At 63.9% G+C, this 23,985-nt stretch carries 21 protein-coding genes; 14 read left to right on the top strand and 7 right to left on the bottom strand.

Going from position 1 to position 23,985, the window contains the following annotated elements:
* Positions 1 to 19 precede the first annotated feature (19 nt).
* The gene (locus ACFWYE_RS20020; protein ID WP_379113774.1) at positions 20 to 1,588 is read right to left on the bottom strand and encodes a phytoene desaturase family protein; all 1,569 of its coding nucleotides are present in this window, start codon (positions 1,586 to 1,588) and stop codon (positions 20 to 22) included.
* Positions 1,589 to 1,727: 139 nt separating this feature from the next.
* On the opposite strand from ACFWYE_RS20020, the gene ACFWYE_RS20015 reads away from it, so the two are divergent.
* From ACFWYE_RS20015 to ACFWYE_RS19985, 7 genes are all read left to right on the top strand, one after another.
* Positions 1,728 to 2,519, top strand: a complete 792-nt coding sequence (locus ACFWYE_RS20015) for a cyclase family protein (protein ID WP_379113772.1) — start codon at positions 1,728 to 1,730, stop codon at positions 2,517 to 2,519.
* 8 nt (positions 2,520 to 2,527) lie between these two features.
* The gene (locus ACFWYE_RS20010; protein WP_379113945.1) at positions 2,528 to 4,096 is read left to right on the top strand and encodes a phytoene desaturase family protein; all 1,569 of its coding nucleotides are present in this window, start codon (positions 2,528 to 2,530) and stop codon (positions 4,094 to 4,096) included.
* Entirely contained in the window at positions 4,093 to 4,578 is a 486-nt protein-coding gene (locus tag ACFWYE_RS20005) for a MarR family winged helix-turn-helix transcriptional regulator (RefSeq protein ID WP_379062270.1), read from the top strand. Before ACFWYE_RS20010 ends, ACFWYE_RS20005 begins: the two co-directional genes overlap by 4 nt.
* 130 nt (positions 4,579 to 4,708) lie before the next feature.
* Positions 4,709 to 5,266, top strand: a complete 558-nt coding sequence (locus tag ACFWYE_RS20000) for a VOC family protein (RefSeq protein WP_379113943.1) — start codon at positions 4,709 to 4,711, stop codon at positions 5,264 to 5,266.
* A 12-nt stretch (positions 5,267 to 5,278) separates the two neighbouring features.
* Entirely contained in the window at positions 5,279 to 7,432 is a 2,154-nt protein-coding gene (locus ACFWYE_RS19995; RefSeq protein ID WP_379113770.1) for a thiamine pyrophosphate-dependent enzyme, read from the top strand.
* On the top strand, positions 7,429 to 9,000 hold the full coding sequence (locus ACFWYE_RS19990) for an indolepyruvate oxidoreductase subunit beta family protein (protein WP_379113768.1): 1,572 nt from the start codon (positions 7,429 to 7,431) through the stop codon (positions 8,998 to 9,000). Before ACFWYE_RS19995 ends, ACFWYE_RS19990 begins: the two co-directional genes overlap by 4 nt.
* Positions 9,001 to 9,152: 152 nt before the next feature.
* Entirely contained in the window at positions 9,153 to 9,665 is a 513-nt protein-coding gene (locus ACFWYE_RS19985; RefSeq protein WP_379062264.1) for a MarR family winged helix-turn-helix transcriptional regulator, read from the top strand.
* Between the two features lie 85 nt (positions 9,666 to 9,750).
* Here the strand turns inward: ACFWYE_RS19985 and ACFWYE_RS19980 are convergent, their stop codons facing one another.
* The 3 genes from ACFWYE_RS19980 to ACFWYE_RS19970 all read right to left on the bottom strand — a co-directional run bounded on the left by ACFWYE_RS19980 (position 9,751) and on the right by ACFWYE_RS19970 (position 12,618).
* Positions 9,751 to 10,674, bottom strand: coding sequence for an ABC transporter permease (locus ACFWYE_RS19980; protein WP_379062262.1), 924 nt, complete (start codon positions 10,672 to 10,674; stop codon positions 9,751 to 9,753).
* Positions 10,675 to 10,678: 4 nt separating this feature from the next.
* Positions 10,679 to 11,458 carry an ABC transporter ATP-binding protein gene (locus ACFWYE_RS19975; RefSeq protein ID WP_379062260.1) on the bottom strand — a complete coding sequence of 260 codons (780 nt, stop codon included), beginning with the start codon at positions 11,456 to 11,458 and terminating at the stop codon, positions 10,679 to 10,681.
* Positions 11,459 to 11,631: 173 nt separating this feature from the next.
* Positions 11,632 to 12,618: an ABC transporter substrate-binding protein gene (locus ACFWYE_RS19970; protein WP_129410954.1), complete on the bottom strand. Its 987-nt coding sequence runs from the start codon at positions 12,616 to 12,618 to the stop codon at positions 11,632 to 11,634.
* Positions 12,619 to 12,795: 177 nt separating this feature from the next.
* On the opposite strand from ACFWYE_RS19970, the gene ACFWYE_RS19965 reads away from it, so the two are divergent.
* From ACFWYE_RS19965 to ACFWYE_RS19935, 7 genes are all read left to right on the top strand, one after another.
* On the top strand, positions 12,796 to 13,536 hold the full coding sequence (locus tag ACFWYE_RS19965; protein ID WP_379113767.1) for a GntR family transcriptional regulator: 741 nt from the start codon (positions 12,796 to 12,798) through the stop codon (positions 13,534 to 13,536).
* A gap of 258 nt (positions 13,537 to 13,794) precedes the next feature.
* Positions 13,795 to 16,119, top strand: coding sequence for a bifunctional salicylyl-CoA 5-hydroxylase/oxidoreductase (locus ACFWYE_RS19960; protein WP_379113765.1), 2,325 nt, complete (start codon positions 13,795 to 13,797; stop codon positions 16,117 to 16,119).
* On the top strand, positions 16,116 to 16,895 hold the full coding sequence (locus tag ACFWYE_RS19955; protein ID WP_379113763.1) for an SDR family NAD(P)-dependent oxidoreductase: 780 nt from the start codon (positions 16,116 to 16,118) through the stop codon (positions 16,893 to 16,895). Before ACFWYE_RS19960 ends, ACFWYE_RS19955 begins: the two co-directional genes overlap by 4 nt.
* A gap of 23 nt (positions 16,896 to 16,918) precedes the next feature.
* Positions 16,919 to 17,374: a cupin domain-containing protein gene (locus ACFWYE_RS19950; RefSeq protein WP_379062251.1), complete on the top strand. Its 456-nt coding sequence runs from the start codon at positions 16,919 to 16,921 to the stop codon at positions 17,372 to 17,374.
* A 75-nt stretch (positions 17,375 to 17,449) separates the two neighbouring features.
* A complete protein-coding gene (locus ACFWYE_RS19945) occupies positions 17,450 to 18,292 on the top strand; it encodes an enoyl-CoA hydratase family protein (RefSeq protein WP_379062249.1) in 843 nt (280 codons plus the stop codon).
* A 2-nt stretch (positions 18,293 to 18,294) separates the two neighbouring features.
* Positions 18,295 to 19,485 (top strand): acyl-CoA dehydrogenase family protein, encoded by a 1,191-nt coding sequence (locus ACFWYE_RS19940; protein ID WP_379062247.1) that lies wholly within the window; start codon positions 18,295 to 18,297, stop codon positions 19,483 to 19,485.
* Positions 19,486 to 19,496: 11 nt separating this feature from the next.
* The gene (locus tag ACFWYE_RS19935) at positions 19,497 to 19,934 is read left to right on the top strand and encodes a RidA family protein (RefSeq protein ID WP_379062245.1); all 438 of its coding nucleotides are present in this window, start codon (positions 19,497 to 19,499) and stop codon (positions 19,932 to 19,934) included.
* A gap of 223 nt (positions 19,935 to 20,157) precedes the next feature.
* Here ACFWYE_RS19935 and kynA read toward each other — a convergent pair whose 3' ends face one another.
* The 3 genes from kynA to ACFWYE_RS19920 are packed head-to-tail and all read right to left on the bottom strand — an operon-like array spanning position 20,158 to position 23,806.
* Entirely contained in the window at positions 20,158 to 20,994 is an 837-nt protein-coding gene (gene kynA / locus ACFWYE_RS19930) for a tryptophan 2,3-dioxygenase (RefSeq protein ID WP_379062243.1), read from the bottom strand.
* The gene (gene kynU, locus ACFWYE_RS19925; protein WP_379113761.1) at positions 20,991 to 22,184 is read right to left on the bottom strand and encodes a kynureninase; all 1,194 of its coding nucleotides are present in this window, start codon (positions 22,182 to 22,184) and stop codon (positions 20,991 to 20,993) included. The genes kynA and kynU overlap by 4 nt, the downstream gene beginning before the upstream one ends.
* A 2-nt stretch (positions 22,185 to 22,186) precedes the next feature.
* Positions 22,187 to 23,806, bottom strand: a complete 1,620-nt coding sequence (locus ACFWYE_RS19920; RefSeq protein ID WP_379062239.1) for an AMP-binding protein — start codon at positions 23,804 to 23,806, stop codon at positions 22,187 to 22,189.
* Between the last annotated feature and the right edge of the window lie 179 nt (positions 23,807 to 23,985).

Below are 23,985 nucleotides of genomic sequence, written 5' to 3'. Positions count from 1 at the left end.
TGTTCATTGCAGTCTCGTATCAGCCGCCCGCCAGTTGCCGTGCGAGCAGGAAACCCGAACCGGCGCCGACACCTGCGCCGGGCCATGTCGCGGCCCCGGCCAGATGGAAATTGCGCACCGGCGTGCTCCAGTCGGCCGAGCCGGTTGCCGGCCGGAACAGGAAGTTCTGCGAAAGATGATGGCTGCCGCAGATCTGGTCGCCGCCAACCAGATTGGCATTGCCGCTTTCGAGGTCGAGCGGGCTCACCACCGTGCGCCTGATGATCTTGGCCGACAGGCCCGGCGCGTAGCGCTCGATGATGGCGATCGCCCGGTCGGCGTAGGCTTCGCGCACCTTTGCCCAGTCGCGATCCTTGATGATGCCGGCCGCGTCGCCCTTGATCTCGGCCGGCACGACACGCGTCTGCAGCCACAGGATATGCTTGCCATCGGGTGCTCGGGTGGGATCGACCGCGGTCGGCTGGCCGACCACGATCACCGGTTCGGCCGGCAGCAGGCCGGCCTGTGCTTCCTGATAGGCCCGCGCCATGACATCCAGCGACGGTGCGACATGCACATAGGCAAAGCGCCGCAGGGCAGGGTCGGCCCAGTTCGGCAATGAATCCACCGCCAGGTGGATCATCATGGTGCCGGGCGCATGGCGGAAATCGCGCATCTTGCGGTCGAAACCGGTGTTGCCGGAGCCATCCGGCAAGAGCCCGGTCAAGGCCTTTGGCGAAACGGTTGCGATGACGGCACGGCTGGCTTCGATGCGGCGGCCGTCCGCCAGCACCACGCCGGTCGCCCGGCCACCGGCGGTGACAACCCGCTCGACCCGGGCGTTGCACTCGATGGTGCCGCCATGGCTTTCGACCATCGCCGTCAGCGCCTTGATCATGGTGTCGGCGCCACCTTTGCCCAGCACCATGCCGAAGCTCTGGTTGGCCATGCCTTCGAGATAGGGGAAGACGGCGCCGCCCGCGATGTCGGGCGCGAAATCCAGATGCATGCCCCAGGCGCCGAGCAGCGCCTTGACCTCATCGCTTTCGAAGGTCTCGTCCAGCCAGGCGCGCGGCGACGAGAGCAGGAAACGGCCGAGATCGAGTGTACCGGAAAGGCCTTCCTTTCGCAGCAGTGAAAACAAGATACGTGCAAGTGCACGCTTTTTCATCGAGCTGCCGAGAATCGAAAAGATCCGTTCCGCTCGCACCGGAAAAGCCTTGACGAGCGCTTGCCAGGTCTCCCCGTCGCGCTCCGAAATGGCGCGGATGCGAGCCGTCGTCGTCGCCAGATCAGTGGATACGCCGACCCAGCGGCCATCCGGAAACACCGAGGCGAAACAATCCTGAACGGGTGCGAATTCCAGCCCGCGTTGCGCCAGCTCGGCACCGTAAACCCGGTTGAACGCAGAGCCCGCGAACAGGCTGAGGTTCATGGCGGCGAGGTCGTGGCGGAAGCCGGCCTCGGTCAGCTCGAGTGTCTTCACGGCACCGCCAGGACGGTCGCCGGCCTCGAACAGCCCGACCTTCCAGCCGCGTTTGGCGAGATGCGCCGCACAGGCAAGTGCGTTGTGTCCCGCGCCAATGAAAATGGCGTCGTATTTGGTCATGGAATTAGTTCACCCTTAAAATGATATTTGCATACGCATCTAAACTCGTCTAGCCTGATCTTCGGGAAAAACCGAAGCCGCCGCGATTGCCGGGTGGCCGGTCACAACAATGAAGAACACGCAATCAGGAGGATTGAACATGACCGCTGCAAGCGCGCTCGCCAGCCTGGCCGAGCTTCTGGTGAGTGGAAAGGTTGACGTCGTCGACCTCTCCGCGCCGCTGGGTCCGGACACGCCGCTTCTGAAGCTGCCGCCGGAATTCGCGGTGGATACGCCCAAGATCGAGATCCACACCATCTCGGAATACGACAAGAACGGTCCGTTCTGGGCCTGGAACTGGCTGAAGATCGGTGAGCATTCCGGCACGCATTTCGACGCGCCGCACCACTGGATCACCGGCAAGGAATATTCCGACGGCTACACGGACACGATTCCGGTTCGCAACTATGTCGCGCCGGTCAACGTCATCGACTGCTCGGTCGAGTCCGCCGCCGACAATGATTATCTGCTCACCGCCGAGGGCGTGAAGGCCTGGGAAGCCAGGCATGGCGCCATCGGCAAGGGCGAGTGGGTGGTGATGCGCACCGACTGGGACAAGCGTAACGGCTCCGAGGCTTCCTTCCTCAATGCCGATGCCAATGGCCCGCATTCGCCGGGGCCGACGGTCGACTGCATCGAATACATCATCGAGCGCGGCGCGATCGGCTGGGGCACGCAGTGCATCGGCACCGACGCGGGTGCGGCCGGTGGCATGACCCCGCCATTCCCGGCGCACAACCTGATGCACAAGGCAAATCGGTACGGTCTGGCCAGCCTGTGCAATCTCGACAAGCTGCCGGCCAAGGGCGCAATCCTGATCGCCGCACCGCTGAAGATCGTCAAGGGTACCGGCAGCCCGGTACGCGCCATGGCGCTGGTCCCTCGCGGCTAGGGCTGATCATCATGGCCTACGATCACATCATCATCGGCAGCGGCATCAACGGGCTCGTGGCGGCAGCGATGCTGTCCAAATCGGGTGCGCGGGTGCTGCTCCTGGAGCGCGAGCAGCGGCTCGGTGGCTGCATCTTCAGCGCCGAGGCGACGCTTCCGGGTTTCACCCATGATGTGATGGCGGCCACTTTCGTCCTCTTCCTGACCGGGCCCGCGCATGGCGCGCTCGGTCAGGATCTCGCCCGTCATGGGCTCGAATTCTGCCACACACCGCATCCGACGGCGGCTTTGCGTCCCGATGGATCGAGCGTGGTGCTGACCACCGATCGCGCCGCCAATGTGAAGGCCTTCAATGGCCTGTCTTCGGGCGATGGCGACCGCCATGCCGCCGATGTCGGCTCGATCGAGGCCAGTGCCGAATTGCTGTTCGGTCTGCTCGGTGGTCAATTGTGGAGCTTTGCCACGGCGAAATTGCTGGCACGCGAGGCGTGGCGGCGCGGTTTGCGCGGTCTGGTCGACTATTTCGGCGGTGCCCTGGCGCCGGCGCGCGGCTGGCTGGAAACAGGCTACAAGTCGCCACAGATCCAGGCCCTGCACGCGCCCTGGGCACTGCATTGCGGGCTTTCGCCGGAAGACACCTATTCCGCCCAGATGGGTAAGGTCATCGCCTTCGCGCTGGAAGCGGCGGGTGCGCCGATCGTCAAGGGCGGTGCCGGCAAGGCTGTCGATGCCTTCCGTGCATTGATCGTGGAACAGGGCGGTACGATCCGCACAGGCGCCGATGTCGAGCGCATCCTGGTCCGCGATGGAAAGGCGACCGGTGTCAGGCTTACTGGCGGAGAAGAGATCGGGGCTTCGAATTCCGTCATCGCCTCCGTTGCGCCAGACCAGCTCTATGGGCGCCTGCTCGGTCCGGATGCACCATCACCAGCCAAGGACGCGACACGCGCCTATCGCCACGGTCGTGGCAACTTCCAGCTTCACTACGCGCTCGACCGCGCGCCGCGCTGGCGAGCCGAGGGGCTGGAGAAGGTCGCGCTCATCCATCTCACCGACGGCATCGATGCCGTCTCCAAGTCGCACAACGAGGCGACCCGCGGCATGCTGCCGGTTACGCCGACCATGTGTGTCGGGCAGCCGGCCTCGCTCGATTCGTCGCGCTGCCCCGAAGGCAAGGCGATCCTCTGGATCCAGGTGCCGGATGCGCCGCGCTTCATCAAGGGCGACGCTGCCGGTGAGATCGCCACGCAGGGCGCATGGGACGAAACAACGCGCGAGGCGTTCGCCGATCGCCTCGAGGAGATACTCGCTGACCACATCGAACGCTTCCGCGAGACCGTGCTGGCGCGGCGGGCCTATTCTCCGGCCGATCTCGAAGCGATGAACATCAATCTGGTCGGCGGCGATCCCTATGGCGGCGCCTGCACCATCGACCAGTTTTTCGTCTGGCGGCCGTTCGCAGGATCGGTCAACCACCGCAGCGCGGTCAAATCCCTCTATCACATCGGCGCCTCGACCCATCCGGGTCCGGGCCTCGGCGGCGGGTCGGGCTTCCTCGTGACCAAGGAGTTCCGGTGAACGAACGCACGATCATAGGCGACGAGACCGAAGGCCCGCGGCTCGGCGAAATCGGGCTGCAGCAGTTCGCACCCTATCTGATGAACCGCATCATGGGGCGCTACAACGCCTCGCTGCGCGAAGACCTCGCCAAGCTCGGCCTGACCACGCCGAAGATGCGCGCGCTGGCCGTGCTGTCGGTGATCGACAATCTCGCCATCAGCCGGCTGGCCGTCTACGCCATCACCGAGCAGTCGACGCTCAGCCGCGCGCTCGACGCGCTGGAGGCCGATGGGCTGGTGCGCCGCACCGCCGATCCGGAAGACAGCAGGGCGACGCGTATCTCCATCACCGAAGCCGGCCGCGCTGCATTCGAGACGCTGTGGCCGACCATGCGCCACAGCTACGAGCACATGTTTGCCGGTATCGACGTGGCCGAGCGCACCGCTTTCGTGGCGACCTTGCAGAAGATGCTGCTCAACGTGCGCAAGCACGAGTTCTGACCGACCTGGAGCATTACGCTCCAGCTCCTACGCAACAACCGAATGATCTGAAGGCATAGAATTCCAGCCAAGTGTCGATCCGAGGACCGAGATGAGCAAGAATTTCCTGATCGTTAGCGCCTTCGCCGCCATGCTCTGGCCGGCACATGCCATGGCCGAGCCGATGCCCGGGGTTCGCGGCATCAACCACATCGGCCTCACCGTGCCGGATATCAAGGCGGCCGAGGCGTTCTTCGTCGACGTGATGGGGTGCCAGAAGGCGACGAGCTTTGGCCCGTTCCGCGACGACAAGGGCGACTTCATGAAGGACCTCGTCGATGTGGATCCACGTGCGGTGATCAACGAGATCACCCTGCTGCGCTGTCAGTCCGGTTCGAACATCGAACTGTTCGACTACAGCGCGCCCGACAAGAAGGACGTGCGGCCGCGCAATTCCGACAATGGCGGCCACCACATCGCTTTCTATGTCGACGACATCGATGCGGCGGCGAAATACCTGACCGCCAAGGACATCCGCACGCTCAAGGGGCCGATGCCGATCAACGAAGGTCCCGTCGCCGGCCAGTCCATTCTCTACTTCTTCACGCCGTGGGGCCTGCAGCTCGAGGCCATCTCGTTCCCGAAGGGCATGGCCTACGAAAAGAACGGCGGCACGGTGTTGTGGTCGAACACGGACCCATCGAAATAAGGAAGACGCGCCATGGCTGAACGGTCATTCGCCAAGGAAGTGAAGAAGCTGAAGCTCGGAGCCGGTGATGAGTTCACCGGCGAGGGGATTCTGGCCATCACCAAGGCACTGCTGCAATGCGGTGTCGGTTATGTCGGCGGTTACCAGGGCGCGCCGATCAGCCATCTGATGGACGTGCTGGCGGATTCCCAGGAAATCCTGGCGGAGCTCGGCGTGCATTTCGAGGCGAGCGCTTCGGAAGCCACCGCCACCGCCATGCTGGCTGCATCCGTGCACTACCCGATCCGTGGCGCCGCCACCTTCAAATCGACGGTCGGCACCAACGTCGCCTCCGATGCTCTGGCCAATCTAGCGTCGGGCGGTGTGACCGGCGGCGCGCTGATCATCGTCGGCGAGGACTACGGCGAAGGCTCCTCCATCATGCAGGAGCGCAGCCACGCCTTTGCCATGAAGAGCCAGGTCTGGCTGCTCGACCCCCGCCCGAACCTGCCGTCGATCGTGGCTGCGGTCGAACACGGCTTCGAACTGTCGGAAGCCTCCAACACGCCGGTCATGCTGCAGGTACGCATCCGCTGCTGCCACGTGCATGGTTCCTTCACCGCCAAGGACAATGTCCGGCCGGCCATGACCGTTGCCGACGCGCTGGAAAATCCGCGCCGCGACACACAACGCATCGTGCTGCCGCCAGCCTCGTTCCTGCACGAGAAGGAAAAGATCTCCAAGCGTCTGCCGGCGGCGATCGACTACATCAAGCGCCACCAGCTCAATGAGACCTTCGGCGGCTCCGGCAAGGTCGGCATCGTCATGCAGGGTGGCATGTACAACGGCGTCATCCGCGCGCTGCAGCGGCTCGGCCTTGCTGATGTCTATGGCGAAACCGAAGTGCCGCTGCACGTGCTCAACGTCACCTATCCGCTGGTGGAAGACGATCTCGTCGCCTTCTGCGCCGACAAGGACGCGGTGCTGATCGTTGAGGAAGGCCAGCCCGACTACATCGAGCAGGCGCTGGGATCGATGCTCTACAAGGCCGGCGCTTCGGTGAAGCTGGAAGGCAAGGGCGTGTTGCCGATGGCCGGCGAATATTCCGGCGACGTCATGCTGTCCGGTATCGGCGCCTTCATGCGCAAGCACGGCAGCGACCTGCTGGCGCCGGAAATCCGCGCGCCCAACGTGCCGGCGCCGCCGATCTTCGACGATCTCGCCAAGACCGTGCCGATGCGCCCGCCGGGCTTCTGCATCGGCTGCCCGGAGCGGCCGATCTTCGCGGCCACCAAACTGGCCGAGCAGGAGCTGGGCAAGCACCACATCGCATCCGACATCGGCTGCCATCTGTTCTCGATCATGCCACCCTTCGAACTGGGCGCCACGACGATGGGGTACGGCCTTGGGCCTGCCTCGGCTTCCGCCTTCAATTCGCCGGAAGCCAAGCGCCGGTCCATCTCCTTTGTCGGCGATGGCGGTTTCTGGCACAACGGCCTGACGTCCTCGATCGGCAACGCCGTCTTCAACAAGAACGACGGCGTCATCGTGGTCGTGGACAACTACTATTCGGCGGCGACCGGCGGACAGGACATCCTGTCGTCGCGCGCTTCCAACCGCACCAAGTCGACCAAGCATCCGATCACCGATGCCATCAAGGGCATGGGCGTGAAATGGGTGCGCCATATCGAGCGCACCTATGATGTCGGCACGATGCGCGATGCGCTGAAGGAGGCGCTGACGACGGAGGAGAAGGGACCGAAGGTCATCGTCGCCTCGTCCGAATGCATGCTCAACCGCCAGCGCCGCGAAGCGCCGCTGAAGAAAAAGGCGATTGCCGAAGGCAAGCGCATGGTGAAGACCAAGTTCGGCGTCGACGAGGATGTCTGCACCGGCGATCACGCCTGCATGCGCCTCTCGGGCTGTCCGTCGCTGACGGTCAAGCATCTCGACGATCCGTTGCGCGACGACCCGGTCGCGGCGATCGACGAGAATTGCGTCGGCTGCGGCAATTGCGGCGAGGTCGCCGATGCCGCCGTGCTGTGCCCGTCCTTCTATCAGGCCGATGTGATCTCCAATCCGACCGGCTGGGATCGTTTCTGGTTCCGCCTGCGCCAGCGCGTCATCGCTGCGCTGCAGGGCTGGCGCGAGCGTGGCCGGCCGGTGTTTGGAGACGTCACGGCATGAAGTTCGGGTTGCCTGAAGGACCGGATACCACCGGTCGCATCATCAAGATCTGTATCCTGGCCGTGGGCGGGCAGGGCGGCGGCGTGCTGAGCGGCTGGGTGACCGATGTTGCTCAGCGCGCCGGCTGGCACGTCCAGTCGACGTCCGTGGCCGGCGTCGCCCAGCGTACCGGCGCCACCATCTATTATGTCGAGATGCTGCCGCGCGATCCGGAACGGCCGAATGACCGTCCGGTGCTCTCGCTCAGCCCGTCGCCGGGTGACGTCGATATCCTGATCGCCGCCGAGCTTGCCGAGGCCGGCCGCGCCGTGCTGCGCGGTTTCGTGACGCCCGATCGCACCGCACTCATCGCCTCCAGCCACCGTATGCTGGCAGTCTCGGAAAAGATCGTGCCGGGCGATGGCCGTGCCGATTCCGACACGGTGTCGCGCCGCGCCGGTGAGGCGGCCAGACGGCTGATCCACTTCGACATGGAGGCGATGGCCAAGAAAGCTGGCAGCGTGGTCTCCGCAAGCCTGTTCGGGGCGCTGGCCGGTTCGGGTGAGTTGCCTTTCTCTCGCGAGCAGTTCGAAGCCACCATCAAGGCCGGCGGCAAGGGAACCGAGGCCAGCCTGGCCGCTTTCGCGCTGGCTTATGATCGGGCCGCCGGTGGCGAGGCGCCTGCTGCCGTTTCCGAAACAAAGACAAAACCGGCCGAAGGCACGGTTCTGCCGAAGTCGCTGCAGCGCGGATGGGAAGCGCTGTCTGCTCGCGCCGCTGCCTTGCCGCAGCCGGTGCGTGAGATGGCCGAACCTGGTCTGCGCAAGGTGGTCGACTTCCTCGATCTCGCCTATGGCGCGGACTATCTGTCGGAACTCGAACGTCTGGTCGCGGCGGACAAGGAGGCAGAAGGCTATGCGTTTTCGCGCGAGGCCGCGAAATACGTCGCCAACGCCATGGTCTATGACGACATCATCCGGGTCGCGGACCTGAAGACCCGGCCGGGCCGTTCGCAGCGCGTGCGCGACGAAGTGCGCCTCGGCAAAAGCCAGACGTTGGCGACCACCGAATATTTCCACCCGCGCATGGAAGAAATGGTCGGCCTGATGCCGGCCGGTCTCGGGGCTGCGCTGGAGGCACGGCCGAAGATGATGAAGACGTTCAACCGCTTCATCGACCGTGGCCGGCGCATCCGCACCGACACCATCTTCGGCTTCGGCATGCTGTGGACGATCGGCGGCCTGCGCCGCTGGCGCCGTGGCCTGCTGCGCCACAAGGTCGAGGCGGCGCATATGCGCGAATGGCTGCAGCTTGCGGAGGCAGAATGCAGCCGGGATTACGCGCTTGGCGTCGAGGTGCTGAAATGCCGGCGCCTGATCAAGGGTTATTCCGACACCCATGCGCGCGGCCATTCCAAGTTCGACAAGGTGCTGGCCTGCCTGCCGATGCTGCGCGGCCGCGGCGATGCGGCGGACTGGGTGAGGCGCCTGCGCGAGGCAGCCCTTGCCGATGCCGAGGGCGTCGCCCTCGACGGCGCCATCAGGACGGTGCGTTCCTTCGCGGATGATTCAGGTAAGTTGGCTGGTTGATTTGAGCGGGGTGTCCGTTCCGATTGACGGACCCGGCAGTTACTTTATGCTTTGACCATCACGGATGGAGTCGAGGCCATCCGTGAGCCGTGCCGGGGGGCGCGGTGTGTTTGATGGGGCGCCCGCGAGATGCGGCAGGGGTGGATTCATCGATGACTGAAACAGATATCGAAGGCTGGCTCGACAGCGAGACCAAGGCGGTCGAAGCGCCAGCCGATCACGGTGACGAGACGCGGCTGTGGCTGCGCCTGCTCACCTGCACGACACTTATTGAAGCAGAGATCCGCCGCCAGTTGCGCGAGGAGTTCGACTTCACCTTGCCGCGTTTCGATCTGCTGGCCCAGCTCGAGCGGGCGGAAGACGGCATGGTGCTGGGCGAGGTTTCGCGCCGCATGATGGTGTCGGCAGGCAACCTCACCGCGCTGGTGGAGCGCCTGGTCGAGAGCGGCCATATCAGCCGCACCACGTCGCCGACAGACCGCCGCGTGCAGATCGTGGCGCTCACCGCCTTCGGGCGAAAGGAATTCCGCAAGATGGCCGATCGCCATGGCGACTGGATCGGCGTGCTGTTCCAGGGGCTTTCGGCGCGCGACCGCGAAGTTCTGATGAAGGAACTTGGCAAGCTGAAGGGCTCGATCCGCGGCGCGCTTGCGGACAGTGCCTGAGCACTGGCCGAATGGCAGTCTGATACAGACATCTCTTCCCGAATGAAAAGGGCCGCGCGGTTTTGGCTGCGCGGCCCTTTTTCTGTCACTCCCGCATCACCTCGCGAGCTGCGCCGGGTGCCCGGCCGCGTTTCAGGCTGGGCAGCGCCAGCATCAGCAGCACGAACAGGCCGGTGGCCAGCTTCAGGTCGGGCGGCGGCATGCCGGCGGCCAGACACAGCGAGACGAGTTGGTAATAAACGACGGCGCCGACGAAAGGCGCCGCCAACTGGCGCGCCACCGTCTGCTTGCCGGTGATCGCTTCACCGATCATCAGCGCGGCGAGGCCATTGATCAGGATACCGAGGCCCATATTGACGTCGGCGAAACCCTGAGACTGCACCATCAGCGAGCCGCTCAGTGCGGAGAAGGCGCTCGCAAGGCCGACACCGCCGATGGTCGCCGTCCAGACATTGATGCCTTGTGCTTCGGCCATGTCGGGATTGGAGCCGACCGCGCGCACACCGGTGCCGCGCTCGGTCTTGAAGTAGAGATAGAGCAGCACGAACACGAGCAGGCCGATGGCGCCGGCAATGATGATCTTGGTGCTCGGGAAGCCGGGCTGGCCGAAAGGCGACCAGTTGAACAGCGATTCCATGCCGAACACCGACAGGTTGGAACGGCCCATGATGCGCAGGTTGATCGAATAGAGCATCGTCATCATCAGGATGCCGGCCAGCAGCGTATGGATGCGGAAGCGCAGATGGATGTAGGCGGTGCAGCAGCCGGCAGCGAAGCCGGCGATGAGCGCGGCGGCGATCGCCGTCAACGGCGACTGGCCGGCAGCCAGCAGCACGCCGGCGACACAGCCGCCGAGCGGGAAGGCGCCCTCGCTGGTCAGATCCGGAAAGGAGAGCATCCGGAACGGGATCATGATGCCGAGCACGACGAAGGAGAGGATGAGGCTCTGCGCCAAAGTGACGGGAACGAGCGCGACAAAGCTCGAGAAAATGTCCTGGATCATGGCCATGGCGTCAGCTCGCGAGCAGCATGCGGTCGCTCTTGACGGCGAAATGGCCGATCAGGTCCGCAACGGAGGTCTGTTTCTTTTCCTCGCCGCCGATTTCAAGGCGTACCTTGCCGGCGTCGAGCATGATGATGCGGTTTCCGTAGTCGACGGCATGCTGCATGTTGTGCGTCACCATCAGCGTGGTGAGCTTCAGCGCCTCGACGGCTTTGACCGTCGCTTTCATGACAATGTCGGCCGTGCGCGGATCGAGCGCCGCGGTGTGTTCGTCGAGCAGCAGCAGTTCCGGCTCACCGCCCACTGCCATGATCAGAGAAAGCGATTGCCGCTGGCCGCCAGAAAGCAGCTCGACGCGGGTATCCAGCCGGTTCTCGAGGCCAAGGCCGAGCAGAGCCAGCCGTTCCTTGTAGGCGGCAAGCCGCGTGGGATTGAGGCCCTGGCGCAGCCGGCGCTTCTGACTGCGCAGGTCGGCAAGCAGCATGTTCTCGGCCACCGTCATCGAGGCGGCGGTGCCTTTCATCGGATCCTGGAAAACGCGGGCAAGCTTGGCGGCGCGCTTGTAGACCGGCATCCCGGTCACGTCGGTCTCATTGATCTGCACTTTGCCGGTATCGAGGATCAACGCGCCGGAAATGGCATTGAGCATGCTGCTCTTGCCAGCACCGTTGGAGCCGATGACCACGCCGAAATCGCCCGTCTTGAGCGACAGGTTCAGACCGTCGAGCGCGATCTTCTCATCGGCCTGTCCTTTGAAGAATACCTTGCGTGCCGATTTGATTTCCAGCATCCGCACCTCCTGGCGCCACGTCCGGCGGCGGATTTCGCCAGCCGGACGAGCGCTGTCCAATCTTTCAGGAGCAGCCATACGCCATGATGGCAGCAGCTTCCTGGCGCTTAAGAAAAAGCGGCGCCCGAGTGTTCATTTCCGGGCGCCGCCACGCAGTCCTTACCGTACTGAGATCAGTCGGCGAAGCACTTGCAGTCGTCGAGCGCTGCCGGGATCTTCAGGCCGAAGTCGGCGGCGACCTTCTTCGAGATCAGCGGGCTGTGATCGGCATAGGCCGGGCGGAACGGCGCGATTTCCTTCGGGTCCTTGCCCTTCAGGATTTCGGCCGCGATCTTGCCGGCAGCGAGGCCGACCTGATCATAGTTGACCGCGAAGCTGGCTGGAACCACACCCTTGCGCACGGCACCGTCGTCGGAGTTGACGATCGGGATGCCGGCCTGGCGGGCAGCGGCCGAAACCGCGGCGATAGCCGGCTGCAGCAGGTTGGAAGCCGGCGTGTAGATCACGTCCGCCTTGCCCTTGAGCGATGCGATGCGCTGCTGGATGTCGTTGACGTTGTCGACACCGACGGCCACCACTTCGAAGCCGGCCTTCGGAGCGGCTTCCTTGATCTTTTCCAGCACGGCGACGTCATTGGCCTCGCCGGGGTTGTAGGGAACGCCGAAGCGCTTGGCTTCCGGCAGCAGCTTCTTGGTGAATTCCATCACCGCTGCCACGTCCTGCAGGTCGGACGAACCGGTGATGCCGGTGTCGCCGGCTTCCCAGGATGGGACCAGCTTGGCGGCGACCGGGTCGGTCACTGCGGTGAAGACGATGTTGATGCCGCTGCCGGCAAGCTGCTGCTTGGCGATCTGCGAGACCGGGGTGGTCACGGTGTAGATCAGCTTGGGGTTTTCGGCCTTCAGCTTCTCGATCATCTGCGGCACCAGGGTGGCGTCGAAATTGGTATGGCTTTCGGTGAAGACCACATCCTTGCCTTCGACGAAGCCGCTTTCAGCCAGGCCCTTCTTGAAACCGGCGATCGAGGCGTTGAGCTGCGGATGCTCCCCGAAATTGGCGATGCCGATGCGGATCGGATCTGCGGCGGCGCTGACGACGCTGGCGATCAGCGAACCTGCAAGTACTATTCCGGACAGCCATCCGGCCTTAGACGAAATCATGTTTTCCTCCCAGATTTGGCAAGCGGCCGTCTCTCCCCGGCGCCCCAGATTGCATCATAACGGGTCGGCAAACCTTGTCAAAAGGTTTATATATAAAATATCTGCTGTGGATGTTTGATATATTATTTTGCCGATAGGCCCGCCAAATATATGATCCTTGCGTGGAGGAAAAGTGCGATGCGGGATGAGGAGCCCTCGACCAAGACGGAAGCTGCCTATCTGCGGCTGCGGCGTGACATCCTGACCACGCGGCTGGAGCCGGGTACGCCGCTGAAGCTTGGTGCGCTCAACCAGATCTACGGCTTCGGCTGGACGCCCCTGCGTGAGGCGCTTTCGCGGCTGGAGGCCGAGAAGCTGGTCACGGCGGTGAGCAATCGCGGCTTTGCGGTGGCGCCGGTTTCGCGTGCGGAGCTGGAGGATCTCATCCGGGCCCGTGAAGTGGTCGAGCTGCCGCTGCTGGAAGAGTCCATCCGCAAGGGCGGGGCAGAGTGGGAGTCGGCCGTGGTGACGGCACATTACCGGCTGTCGCGCTGCAAGTTCTCGCCGGAAGATCCGTCCGAAACGGCCATCGAGGAATGGGACGAGCGCCACGCCGCCTTCCATGCAGCGCTTGTCAGCGCTGCGAGCTCAGCCTGGCTGCTGCGCTTCCAGGCCATGGTCTACGACCAGCTTCGGCGCCACCAGCATTTCCTGAGCCTTGCGCCGATGCTGCGCGCCGCGCGCGGCCGTGGCGGCAATTTCGAGAAGGCGGTTGCGGCGCTGCATGACGCCATGGGCATCGATCACCACACCGAGCTGATGGACGCCGCCTTCGACCGCGATGTCGAGCGCGCCCGCGCTTTGATGACGGAGCACATCTCCTTCACCCTGCAGGCCTTCGTCACTTTCGAAGGTGTCGATGCGGGCGAGGCGGCCTAGCCGTAGGCAATAGACCCCGGCAGGCGCCGCTGCGCATCGGATTCGGATCCCTGCAGGTCTGGCGGCGTTGGCGCTCTCCAGAAACAGCACAAAAACAGACTGTCGGACGACGGGCGGCTGACAGCGCAGCTTCGCGTCGCCGGTCGAAAGATCGTCCGCGACAATCATTTTAAGCTTGAAATATCTTTGGATAGGCCCCACTATCCTTTCATGGTTCACGCACGGCCTCGATTGGCCGTGAGCAGAGCGGAGATGACCATGAAGATCGTGTGTATCGGTGGCGGACCGGCCGGGCTCTATTTTGCCCTGCTGATGAAGAAGCAGAACCCCGAACATCAGGTCACCGTGGTCGAGCGCAATCGCCCCTATGACACATTCGGCTGGGGTGTGGTGTTCTCCGACGCCACCATGCAGTCGATGCGCAAATGGGATCCGGAAACCGCCGCAACCATCGAGGACGCCTTCAACCATTGGGACGATATCGAGCTGGTGTTCAAGGGCCGCAAGATCCGCACCACCGGGCACGGCTTTGTCGGCATCGGCCGCAAGAAAATGCTGAACATCCTGCAGGATCGTTGCGTCGAACTTGGCGTCGAGATGGTGTTCGAGCGCGAGGTGAACGGTGACGAGGAATTCCCCGACGCCGACTTGATCATCTCCTCGGACGGCGTCAATTCGCGCATCCGCAACAAATATGCCGATATCTTCCAGCCTGACATGGTGGTGCGCCCGAACCGCTTCATCTGGCTTGGCACCAACAAGGCCTTCGACGCCTTCACCTTCGATTTCCAGCGTACGGAGCACGGCTGGTTCCAGGCCCACATCTACCGCTTCGATGACAACACCTCGACCTTCATCGTGGAGACCACGGATGAGGTGTTCCAGGCGCATGGCATCGACAAGATGGACCAGGACCAGTCGATCGCCTTCTGTGAAAAGCTGTTCGCCGAAACGCTGGACGGCCATAGCCTGATGACAAACGCGCGCCATCTGCGCGGCTCGGCCTGGCTGAATTTCGGTCGCCTGATCTGCGGCAAGTGGAGCCATTTCAACGGCAACAGCCATGTCGTGCTGATGGGCGACAGCGCCCATACCGCGCATTTCGCCATCGGTTCGGGCACCAAGCTTGCCATCGATGACGCGATCGAACTGACAAACCAGTTCAACATTGCCGGGCATGACGCCAAAAACATCCCGGCCGTGCTCGAGGCTTATGAGGAAGTGCGCCGCGTCGACGTCGCGCGCATCCAGAACGCGGCGCGCAACGCCATGGAGTGGTTCGAGGTGGTGGGCACGCGTTATGCCGATACGCTGGAACCGGAGCAGTTCATGTATTCCATGCTGACGCGCTCGCAGCGCATCAGCCATGAGAATTTGCGCCTGCGCGACAAGGACTGGCTGGAGGGCTACGAGCGCTGGTTCGCCGAGCGTGCCGGTGCGCCGGCCCAGCCGAACGGCCGCCCGATCCCGCCGATGTTCACGCCCTACAGGGCGCGCGGCCTGACACTGGCGAACCGCGTCATCGTTTCGCCGATGGCGATGTATTCGGCCAGGGATGGCATGCCGAACGACTTCCACCTGGTCCATCTCGGCTCACGCGCCATGGGCGGCGCCTCGCTTGTCTTCCCGGAAATGATCTGCGTGTCGCCCGATGCCCGCATCACGCCGGGCTGTCTTGGCCTGTGGAACGAGGAGCAGAAGGAAGGTTACCGCCGTCTCGTCGATTTCGTGCACAACGACACGCCGGCCAAGATCGGCATCCAGCTTGGCCATGCCGGCCGCAAGGGGGCGACCAAGGTCGCCTGGGAAGGGACTGACCAGCCGGTGGAGCAGGGCGGCTGGCCACTGATCTCGGCTTCCGCGATCCCTTATCTTCCGCATTCGGACGTGCCGCGCGCCGCCACGAAGGAGGATCTGGAAAGGATCAAGGCCGATTTCGTGCAGGCGACGAAATGGGCCGACGAGGTCGGCTTCGACATCCTCGAACTGCACTGCGCGCACGGCTATCTGCTCTCCGCCTTCCTGTCGCCGCTGACCAATCTTCGTGACGATGAATATGGCGGCGATCACGCGGCGCGCGCCAGATACCCGCTCGAGGTCTTCCATGCCATCCGTGCCGTGTGGCCTGAGGACAAGCCGATTTCGGTGCGTCTCTCGACCAATGACTGGTACGAAGGCGGCAACACGCCGGAAGACGCCGCGATCTTCGCGGCCATGTTCAAGGAGGCGGGAGCCGACCTCATCGACTGTTCGTCGGGTCAGGTGGTGAAACAGGAAAAGCAGGTGTTCGGCCGCATGTGGCAGACGCCGTTCTCCGACAAGATCCGCAACGAGGTCCAGGTTCCAACCATCGCCGTCGGCGCGATCTCGGAGGCCGACCACGCCAATTCGGTGATCGCGGCCGGCCGCGCCGATCTCTGCGCCATTGCCCGGCCGCATCTCGCCGACCCGTCCTTCGTCATGCATGAGGCCGCCAAGGTCGGTTATTCCGGCCAGGTCTGGCCGAAGCAGTACTATGCGAGCCGGCAGCAGTATGAGGCCAATCTGGCCCGCGCCGCGGCGGAAGCGACGGGCCGCAAATGAGTGCGGCGCGCCACGCTCTCATCACCGGTGCCGGCAGCGGAATAGGCCGCGCCATCGCGCTCGCCTTGGCAAAGAGCGGGCATATCGTCTCGCTGGCCGGGCGTCGCGCCGAACCTCTGGAGGACGTTGCCGGGGAGATCGCTGCTGGCGGCGGCAAATCCTTCGTGATCGACGGATTTGATGTCACCGATGCCGCGACGATTGCCTCTGGCTGCGCCAAAGCCATTGCCGCCTCGGGCGAAGTTGCGGTTCTGGTCAACTGTGCCGGCGAGGCGCCCTCGGCTCCGTTCGAGCGCACGGATGCAGCGCTTTGGGGACGCGTCATCGGCATCAATCTGACCGGTACCTTCCTTGTCACGCAGGCTTTGCTGCCGTCGATCCGCAAGGCCGGAAAGGGGCGCATCGTCAATGTCGCCAGCACCGCCGGCCTGACTGGCTATGCTTACGTGTCGGCCTATTGCGCCTCCAAGCACGGCGTCGTCGGCCTGACCAGGGCGCTGGCCCTGGAGCTGGCCCGCACCGATGTCACCGTCAATGCGGTCTGTCCGGGTTTCACCGACACGCCGCTGCTCGACGGTGCGGTTGACACCATCGTCGGCAAGACCGGCCGCACCGCCGATGAGGCGCGCGCCAGCCTTGCTCGGGCCAATCCGCAGGGTCGTCTGGTGACGCCGCAGGAAGTGGCTGATGCAGTGCTGTGGCTGGCGTCCGAGGGAGCGGGCGCTATCACCGGTCAGGCCATCGCGGTCGCCGGCGGTGAGGTCATGGCAGGCTAACTACAAACAAAAGGGAGGAACACATGACTGATAAGGCATTGGAAAAGGGCATCACTGAAAACGGCACTGGTTACGAAGCGACCGAGTGGAACATTCTCGGCCAACGGTATTTTCCGAAGGCCACCTGCGCTTCCAGCTTCGCTTTCGAGACCAACAGCGAAGCCGGTCAGTTCGTGCCGGTCCACATCCATCCGACGCAGGAGGAATTCATCCTCGTGCAGGAAGGGCAACTGGAACTGAAGCTCGACGGCAAGTGGTCCACAGCCAGGGCCGGCGATCTGGTGCGCATGCCGCGCGGTATTCCGCACGGCTATTTCAACAAGTCCGACAAGCCGGCGCGTGCGCTGTTCTGGGTGTCGCCCGCCGGCAATCTCGAGGACCTGTTCAAGAAGCTGCACAACCTCACCGATGTCGAGGAAGTGGTGCGGCTGTCGGCTGAGCACGATGTGGATTTCCTGCCGCCGTCGGCCAACGACTGACGAGCAGCAAACACTGGAACAGGACGAGCCGGCACGCCGATGGGCGCGCCGGAAGCAAGCAAGGATAAATGAGCGATGACCGACGCGATGCTGGACAAGAAGCGCCCCTTCAAGGGTCACGAGGCCAGGCACTTCCTGTTCGAGACCGATGCCGATGGCCGTGTTGCCACGATCACGCTCAACCGGCCGGAGCGCAAGAACCCGCTGACCTTCGAAAGCTATGAGGAGTTGGGCGACCTGTTCCGTTCGCTGCACCGGGCCAGCGACGTCCGCGCCATCGTCCTGGCCGGCGCCGGCGACAATTTCTGTTCTGGTGGTGACGTGTTCGAGATCATCGAGCCGCTTACCAAGATGGCGATGCCGGAGCTTCTGGCCTTCACCCGAATGACCGGAGACCTGGTTCGCCAGATCCGCGCCTGCCCACAGCCGATCATCGCCGCGGTCGACGGCATCTGCGCCGGCGCCGGCGCGATCCTGGCGATGAGCGCCGACTACCGTGTCGCGACGCCTGAAGCCAAGACCGCCTTCCTGTTCACCCGCGTCGGTCTGGCCGGCGCCGACATGGGCGCCTGCGGCATTCTTCCGCGCATCATCGGTCAGGGCCGTGCCGCAGAGCTTCTGTTCACCGGCCGCTCGATGTCGGCCGCCGAAGGCCATGCCTGGGGGTTCTACAATGCGCTGCATGAGCGTCCTGTCATGTTGGCCGAGGCACAGCGTTTCGCCCGCAATCTCGCCGATGGACCGTGGTTCGCGCATTCCATGACCAAGAAGATGCTCGACCAGGAATGGTCGATGGGCATCGAGGAACTGATTGAATCCGAAGCTCAGGCGCAGGCCATCTGCATGGCGACGGGCGATTTCCGTCGTGCTTTCGAGGCTTTCGCTGCCAAGACGAAGCCGGTTTTCGAAGGGAACTGACGATGGACAATCCGCAGAGTTCCGGCGGCCCGACTCGGGATCATCTCGACTGGCCGTTCTTTGCCGAAAACCATAGGAAACTTGCCGCCGACCTCGATCATTTCGTTGCCGGTGGCGGCCTGGGCCATATCGACCACCACGATGCCGACGGCGCTTGCAAGGGACTGGTGCGCAAGCTCGGCGCCGGTGGTTTCCTGCGCCATTGCGTGCCGGCCGAGTTCGGCGGCGCGGCTGCGGAAATCGACAGCCGTTCGCTCTGCCTGATCCGCGAGACGCTCGCTTATGCCGACGGACTGGCGGATTTCGCCTTTGCCATGCAGGGTCTGGGAACTGGTGCCATCAGCCTGTCCGGCTCGCCTCAGATCAAGCAGAGCATTCTGCCGAGGATCGCCAAAGGCGAGTTGATCTCCGCCTTTGCGCTGACCGAGCCGGAAGCCGGCTCCGACGTTGCCGCGATGAGGACGTCGGCCGAGCGTCAGGGCGATGAATTCGTGCTCAACGGCGAGAAGGTCTTCATCTCCAACGGCGGCATCGCCGACGTCTACACCGTCTTTGCCCGCACCGGTGAAGCTCCGGGCACGCGTGGCATTTCCGCCTTTGTCGTCTATGCCGACACGCCCGGTTTCCACATTGCCGAGCGCATCGAGACGATCGCGCCGCATCCGCTGGCCCGCATCCGCTTCGACAATTGTCGCGTGCCGGCAGCGAACCTGCTCGGTCAGTCGGGCGAGGGGTTCAAGATCGCCATGCGCACGCTGGACATCTTCCGCCCGTCGGTTGCTGCTGCCGCACTCGGTTTTGCACGGCGTGCGCTCGACGAAGCGGTGGCGCATGCCAAGGCGCGCAAGATGTTCGGCGCCACACTGGCCGACCTGCCGACAGCGCAGAGCACTCTGGGCGAGATGGCGACAGCGATCGATGCCGCGTCGCTCCTGACCGTGCGCACCGCCTGGCGGCGCGATGTGCAGAAACTGCCGATCACCCGCGAAGCGGCGATGGCCAAGATGACGGCGACCGAAAACGCGCAATGGGTGATCGACCAGGCGCTGCAGATGTTCGGCGGGCGCGGCGTGCGTGTCGGCGAGATCACCGAGACGCTGTACCGCGAGATCAGGGCGCTGCGCATCTATGAGGGCGCCACCGAAGTTCAGAAGCTGATCATCGGCCGCGAGCTGATGAAGAGCGCGAAATGACTGGAGTAGACATGACTGTGACCGCAATCTCCGAACACAAGGCCGCCACGACGCCGCACCGGGTGCTGCAGCCCGAAGGCTGGGCGAAGCCGATCGGCTATGCCAACGGCATGGAAGCGCGCGGCCGTACCATCTTTGTCGGCGGCCAGATCGGTTGGAACAGCCAGTGCAAGTTCGAGGTGCATGATCTGCCGGGCCAGATCCGGCAGACCTTGGAGAACGTCATCGCCATCCTGCGTGAGGGCGGCGCCGGTCCCGAGCATATCACGACCATGACCTGGTACGTGATCGACCGCAAAGCCTACTCCTCGTCGCTGAAGGAGATCGGCGCGGCCTGGAAGGCGACCATGGGCCGCAACTTCCCGGCCATGGCCGTGGTTCAGGTGTCTGGCTTGATCGAGGACGAGGCGCTGGTGGAAATCCAGGCGACCGCGGTCGTTCCGGATTGACAGCCCTTTCCCTTCTCCCCTTGAGGGAGAAGGTGGCTCGGCGCGTAGCGCCGAGCCGGATGAGGGGTGTTGGAAGAAACCAGTATTATCAATATTTTACGCTGGTGTCGGTGTCGCTCAGGCCGGGGAGATCGCACTCCTTCCAGCACCCCTCATCCGACCTCGCCCATGGCGAGGCCACCTTCTCCCACAAGGGGAGAAGGCAAAGTTCGAGGCAAACGCTCTACAGCACCGTACGGACGGTCCACAATTCCGGGAACAGCACCACTTCCAGCATCTTGCGCAGGTAGGAAACGCCGCCGGTGCCGCCGGTGCCGCGCTTCAGCCCGATGATGCGCTCGACGGTGGTGACGTGGTTGAAGCGCCAGCGTCGGAAATAATCCTCGAAATCGACAAGCTTCTCGGCGAGTTCGTAGAGGTCCCAGTACTTCTGCGGCGCGGCATAGACCGCTTTCCAGGCCTCGAGCACCTGCGGGTTCTCATCGCGCGTCTCGCGCCAGCTGGTGCGGCTGGCGTCGGCGCCGATGTCAAAGCCGTTGCGTGACAAAAGCAGCAGCGCCTCATCATAGAGGCTGGGTTCCGCCAGGATTTCCTCGAGCCTGGCGATCAGCTCCGGCTGGTGTGCGTGCGGCCGGAGCATGGCGGTGTTGCGGTTGCCGACCAGGAACTCGACCGCGCGGTACTGATAGGACTGAAACCCGGAAGATTGGCCGAGCGAATTGCGGAACTCGGTGTATTCGCTGGGTGTCATGGTGCGCAGCACGTCCCAGGAATTGTTCAGCTGCTCGAAGATGCGCGCCACGCGCGTCAGCATCTTGAACGCCGGTTGCGGGCGATCGGAACGGATCTCGCGCATGGCCGAGCGGATCTCGTGGATCGCCAGCTTCATCCAAAGCTCGGATGTCTGGTGCTGCACGATGAACAGCAACTCGTCATGCGCGGTGGAAAGCGGCTCCTGTGCATCCAGCACGCGCTCGAGATGCAGATAGTCGCCATAGGACATGCGTTCCTTGAACGACATCTGCGCGCCTTCCTGGGAAGGATCGTAGGGCTTGCTCATGTCACCAGGGCTTTCTTGCGGTACTGCGGCTCGTCCCAGCGCTTGTTCTTCATGACGTCTTCGAGCACGCTGACCGCGCCGAGCACTTCCTGCTCGCCGATGTACAGCGGCGTGAAACCGAAGCGGACGGCGTCAGGCGCACGGAAGTCACCGATGACGCCGCGCGCAATCAGTGCCTGCATGATGGCGTAGCCTTCAGGATGGCGGAACGAAACCTGGCTGCCACGCTCTGCACCATTGCGCGGCGAGGCGAGCGTCAACTCGGGACAACGTGCCTCGACCTCGCGGATGAAGAGGTCGGCGAGTGCGATCGACTGCTTGCGCACATCGGCCATGGAAACGCCCTCCCATGCGTCCATCGCCGCATCGAGCGCGGCCATGGCGATCACCGCCGGCGTACCGACGCGCATGCGGTCGATGCCGGCGCCCGAACGGTAGTCGAGGTCGAAGGCGAAGGGACTTTCATGGCCGAGCCAGCCGGACAGGGCCGGGCGCACCTTGCCGGCATGTTTCGGCGCGACATAGATGAAGGCCGGAGCGCCAGGGCCGCCATTGAGATATTTGTAGGTGCAGCCGACGGCGAAGTCGGCCTTGGCGCCTTCGAGGTCGACGGCAAGCGCTCCGGCCGAATGCGCCAGGTCCCAGACGGTCAGCACGCCGGCTGCATGCGCCTTGGCGGTCAGCTTCTTCATGTCGTGCAGACGGCCGGTGCGGTAGTCGACCTCGGTGATCATCAGCACGGCGACGCTTTCATCGATCGCGGCCTCGACTTCTTCCGGATCGACCACCTTCAACTCGTAGCCCTTGTCGAGCGAGCGCAGCAGGCCCTGCGCCATGTACAGGTCGGACGGGAAATTGCCGTTGTCGGAGAGCACGACGCGCCGCGACGGATTGAGGTCCAACGCCGAGGCAAGCGCCTGGTAGACCTTGATCGACAGCGTATCGCCGACGACGACGGTGCCTTCCGGAGCGCCGATCAGCTTGCCGATGCGGTCGCCGAGCCTGCGCGGCTGCATCATCCAGCCGGAAGCATTCCAGCCACGGATCAGCTGTTCGCCCCATTGCGCGGTCATCATCTCCTGCACGCGCTGCGTAGCGCTTTTCGGCAGCGGCCCCAGCGAATTGCCGTCGAGATAGAACACGCCGTCCGGCATGTGGAAGAGGCTGCGTGTCCTTGTAAAGTCGGTCATGGTCAGTGCATGTCTTTCAAGCGGAAACGTTGGATCTTGCCGGTCTGGGTTTTCGGCAGCGCATCGATGAACTTGATCGAGCGCGGGTATTTGTAGGGGGCGATGGTCGCCTTGACATGGTCCTGCAGGCGCTTGGCGGTCAACTCATCGGCTGCCACGCCTTCCACCAGCACGACATGCGCCTGCACGATCTGGCCTCGCTCCTCGTCGGCCGCGCCGATGACGGCGCATTCCTTGACGTCGGTGTGCGACAGGAGTGCTGCCTCCACCTCCGGCCCGGCGATGTTGTAGCCGGCCGAGATGATCATGTCGTCTGAGCGCGCGGCGAAGTGCAGATAACCGTCCTCGTCCTGGAAGAAGGAATCGCCGGTCAGGTTCCAGCCCTTGCGCACATACTTCGTCTGGCGGTCGTCGGCCAGATAACGGCATCCGGTCGGGCCGCGCACGGCCAGCCGCCCGACTTCGCCACGCGGCAGCTCGTTCATGTCGTCGTCGACGATCTTGGCCTCATAGCCGTTGACGGGCTTGCCGGTGCAGGCCGGCTTGGAATCGCCGAAACGGTTGGAGATGAAGATATGCAGCATCTCGGTGGCGCCGATGCCGTCGAGCATCGGCTTGCCGGTCTTCTCCATCCATTCCTCGTAGACCGGCGCCGGCAATGTTTCCCCGGCGGAGACCGCGGCGCGCAGCGAGGACAGATCGGCCCCCTTGTCCATCGCCGCCAGCATGGCGCGATAGGCAGTCGGTGCCGTGAAGCACACGGTGGCGCGATAGGTCTGGATGATCTCGACCATGTTGGGCGGCGAGGCGTTCTCCAGCAGGGTCGCGGCGGCGCCGAAGCGCAGCGGGAAGATCGCCAGCCCGCCGAGGCCGAAGGTGAAGGCGAGCGGCGGCGAGCCGATGAAGACGTCTTCCGGCGTCACGCTCAGCACCTCGCGGGCATAGCCGTCGGCGATGATGAGAAGGTCGCGGTGGAAATGCATCGTCGCCTTCGGCATGCCGGTGGTGCCGGAGGTGAAGCCGAGAAGGGCGACGTCGTCGCGCCCGGTCTTGACTGCATCGAAGCGCACGGACTTGTCGAGCGCGACGCGATCGAGTTCCGCGTCATGGTTGGCGGTGCCGTCGAAACCGATGACCTGCTTCAGGAATTTACTCTGCTTGGCGCAGGCTACCATCTCTTCCATCAGCCTGGTGTCGCACAGCGCCAGCGTGATCTCGGCCTTGTCGACGATCTGGGCAAGCTCGCCGGCGCGCAGCATTGGCATGGTGTTGACCACCACCGCACCGGCCTTGGTGGCGGCAAGCCAGCAGGCGACCATGGCAGGATTGTTGGCCGAGCGGATCAGCACGCGGTTGCCCGGTTTGACACCGTAATTCTCGACCAGCGCATGCGCCAGGCGGCTGGTCCAGTCGGCCAGTTCCTTGTAGGTGCGGCGGCGGCCGTTGCCGATCAGCGCTGTGTGATCGCCGAAGCCCTGTTCGACCATGCGGTCGGTCAGTTCGACGCCGGCATTGATGTGGTCGGGATACTCGAAGCCTTCGAGCAGGAAATCGGGCCAAAGGTCCGGAGGCGGGAGATTGTCTCGTGCAAACGTGTCGGTATGCGCCGTCGGCCCAAGCATCTCGTTCGATCTCCCAGCTTCCGTAGGGTCTGCGTTGGCCATCTTGATGCAGCCTTGTCATGCGGTGGTGTGGAGTCGCCTTGCTGCGTGCTTGTCCGTTCCGCTAATGGAAACGCTCGCATAGCACCAAGGTTATTTCAAGCATAAAGTTTATCGTTGCGCTGGCCCGGCGCTTGCCT

Source organism: Mesorhizobium sp. NPDC059025, assembly GCF_042739655.1.
GTDB lineage: Bacteria > Pseudomonadota > Alphaproteobacteria > Rhizobiales > Rhizobiaceae > Mesorhizobium.
The sequence above is the reverse complement of the archived record's forward strand: the minus strand, read 5'-3'. Positions and strand labels throughout refer to the sequence as shown.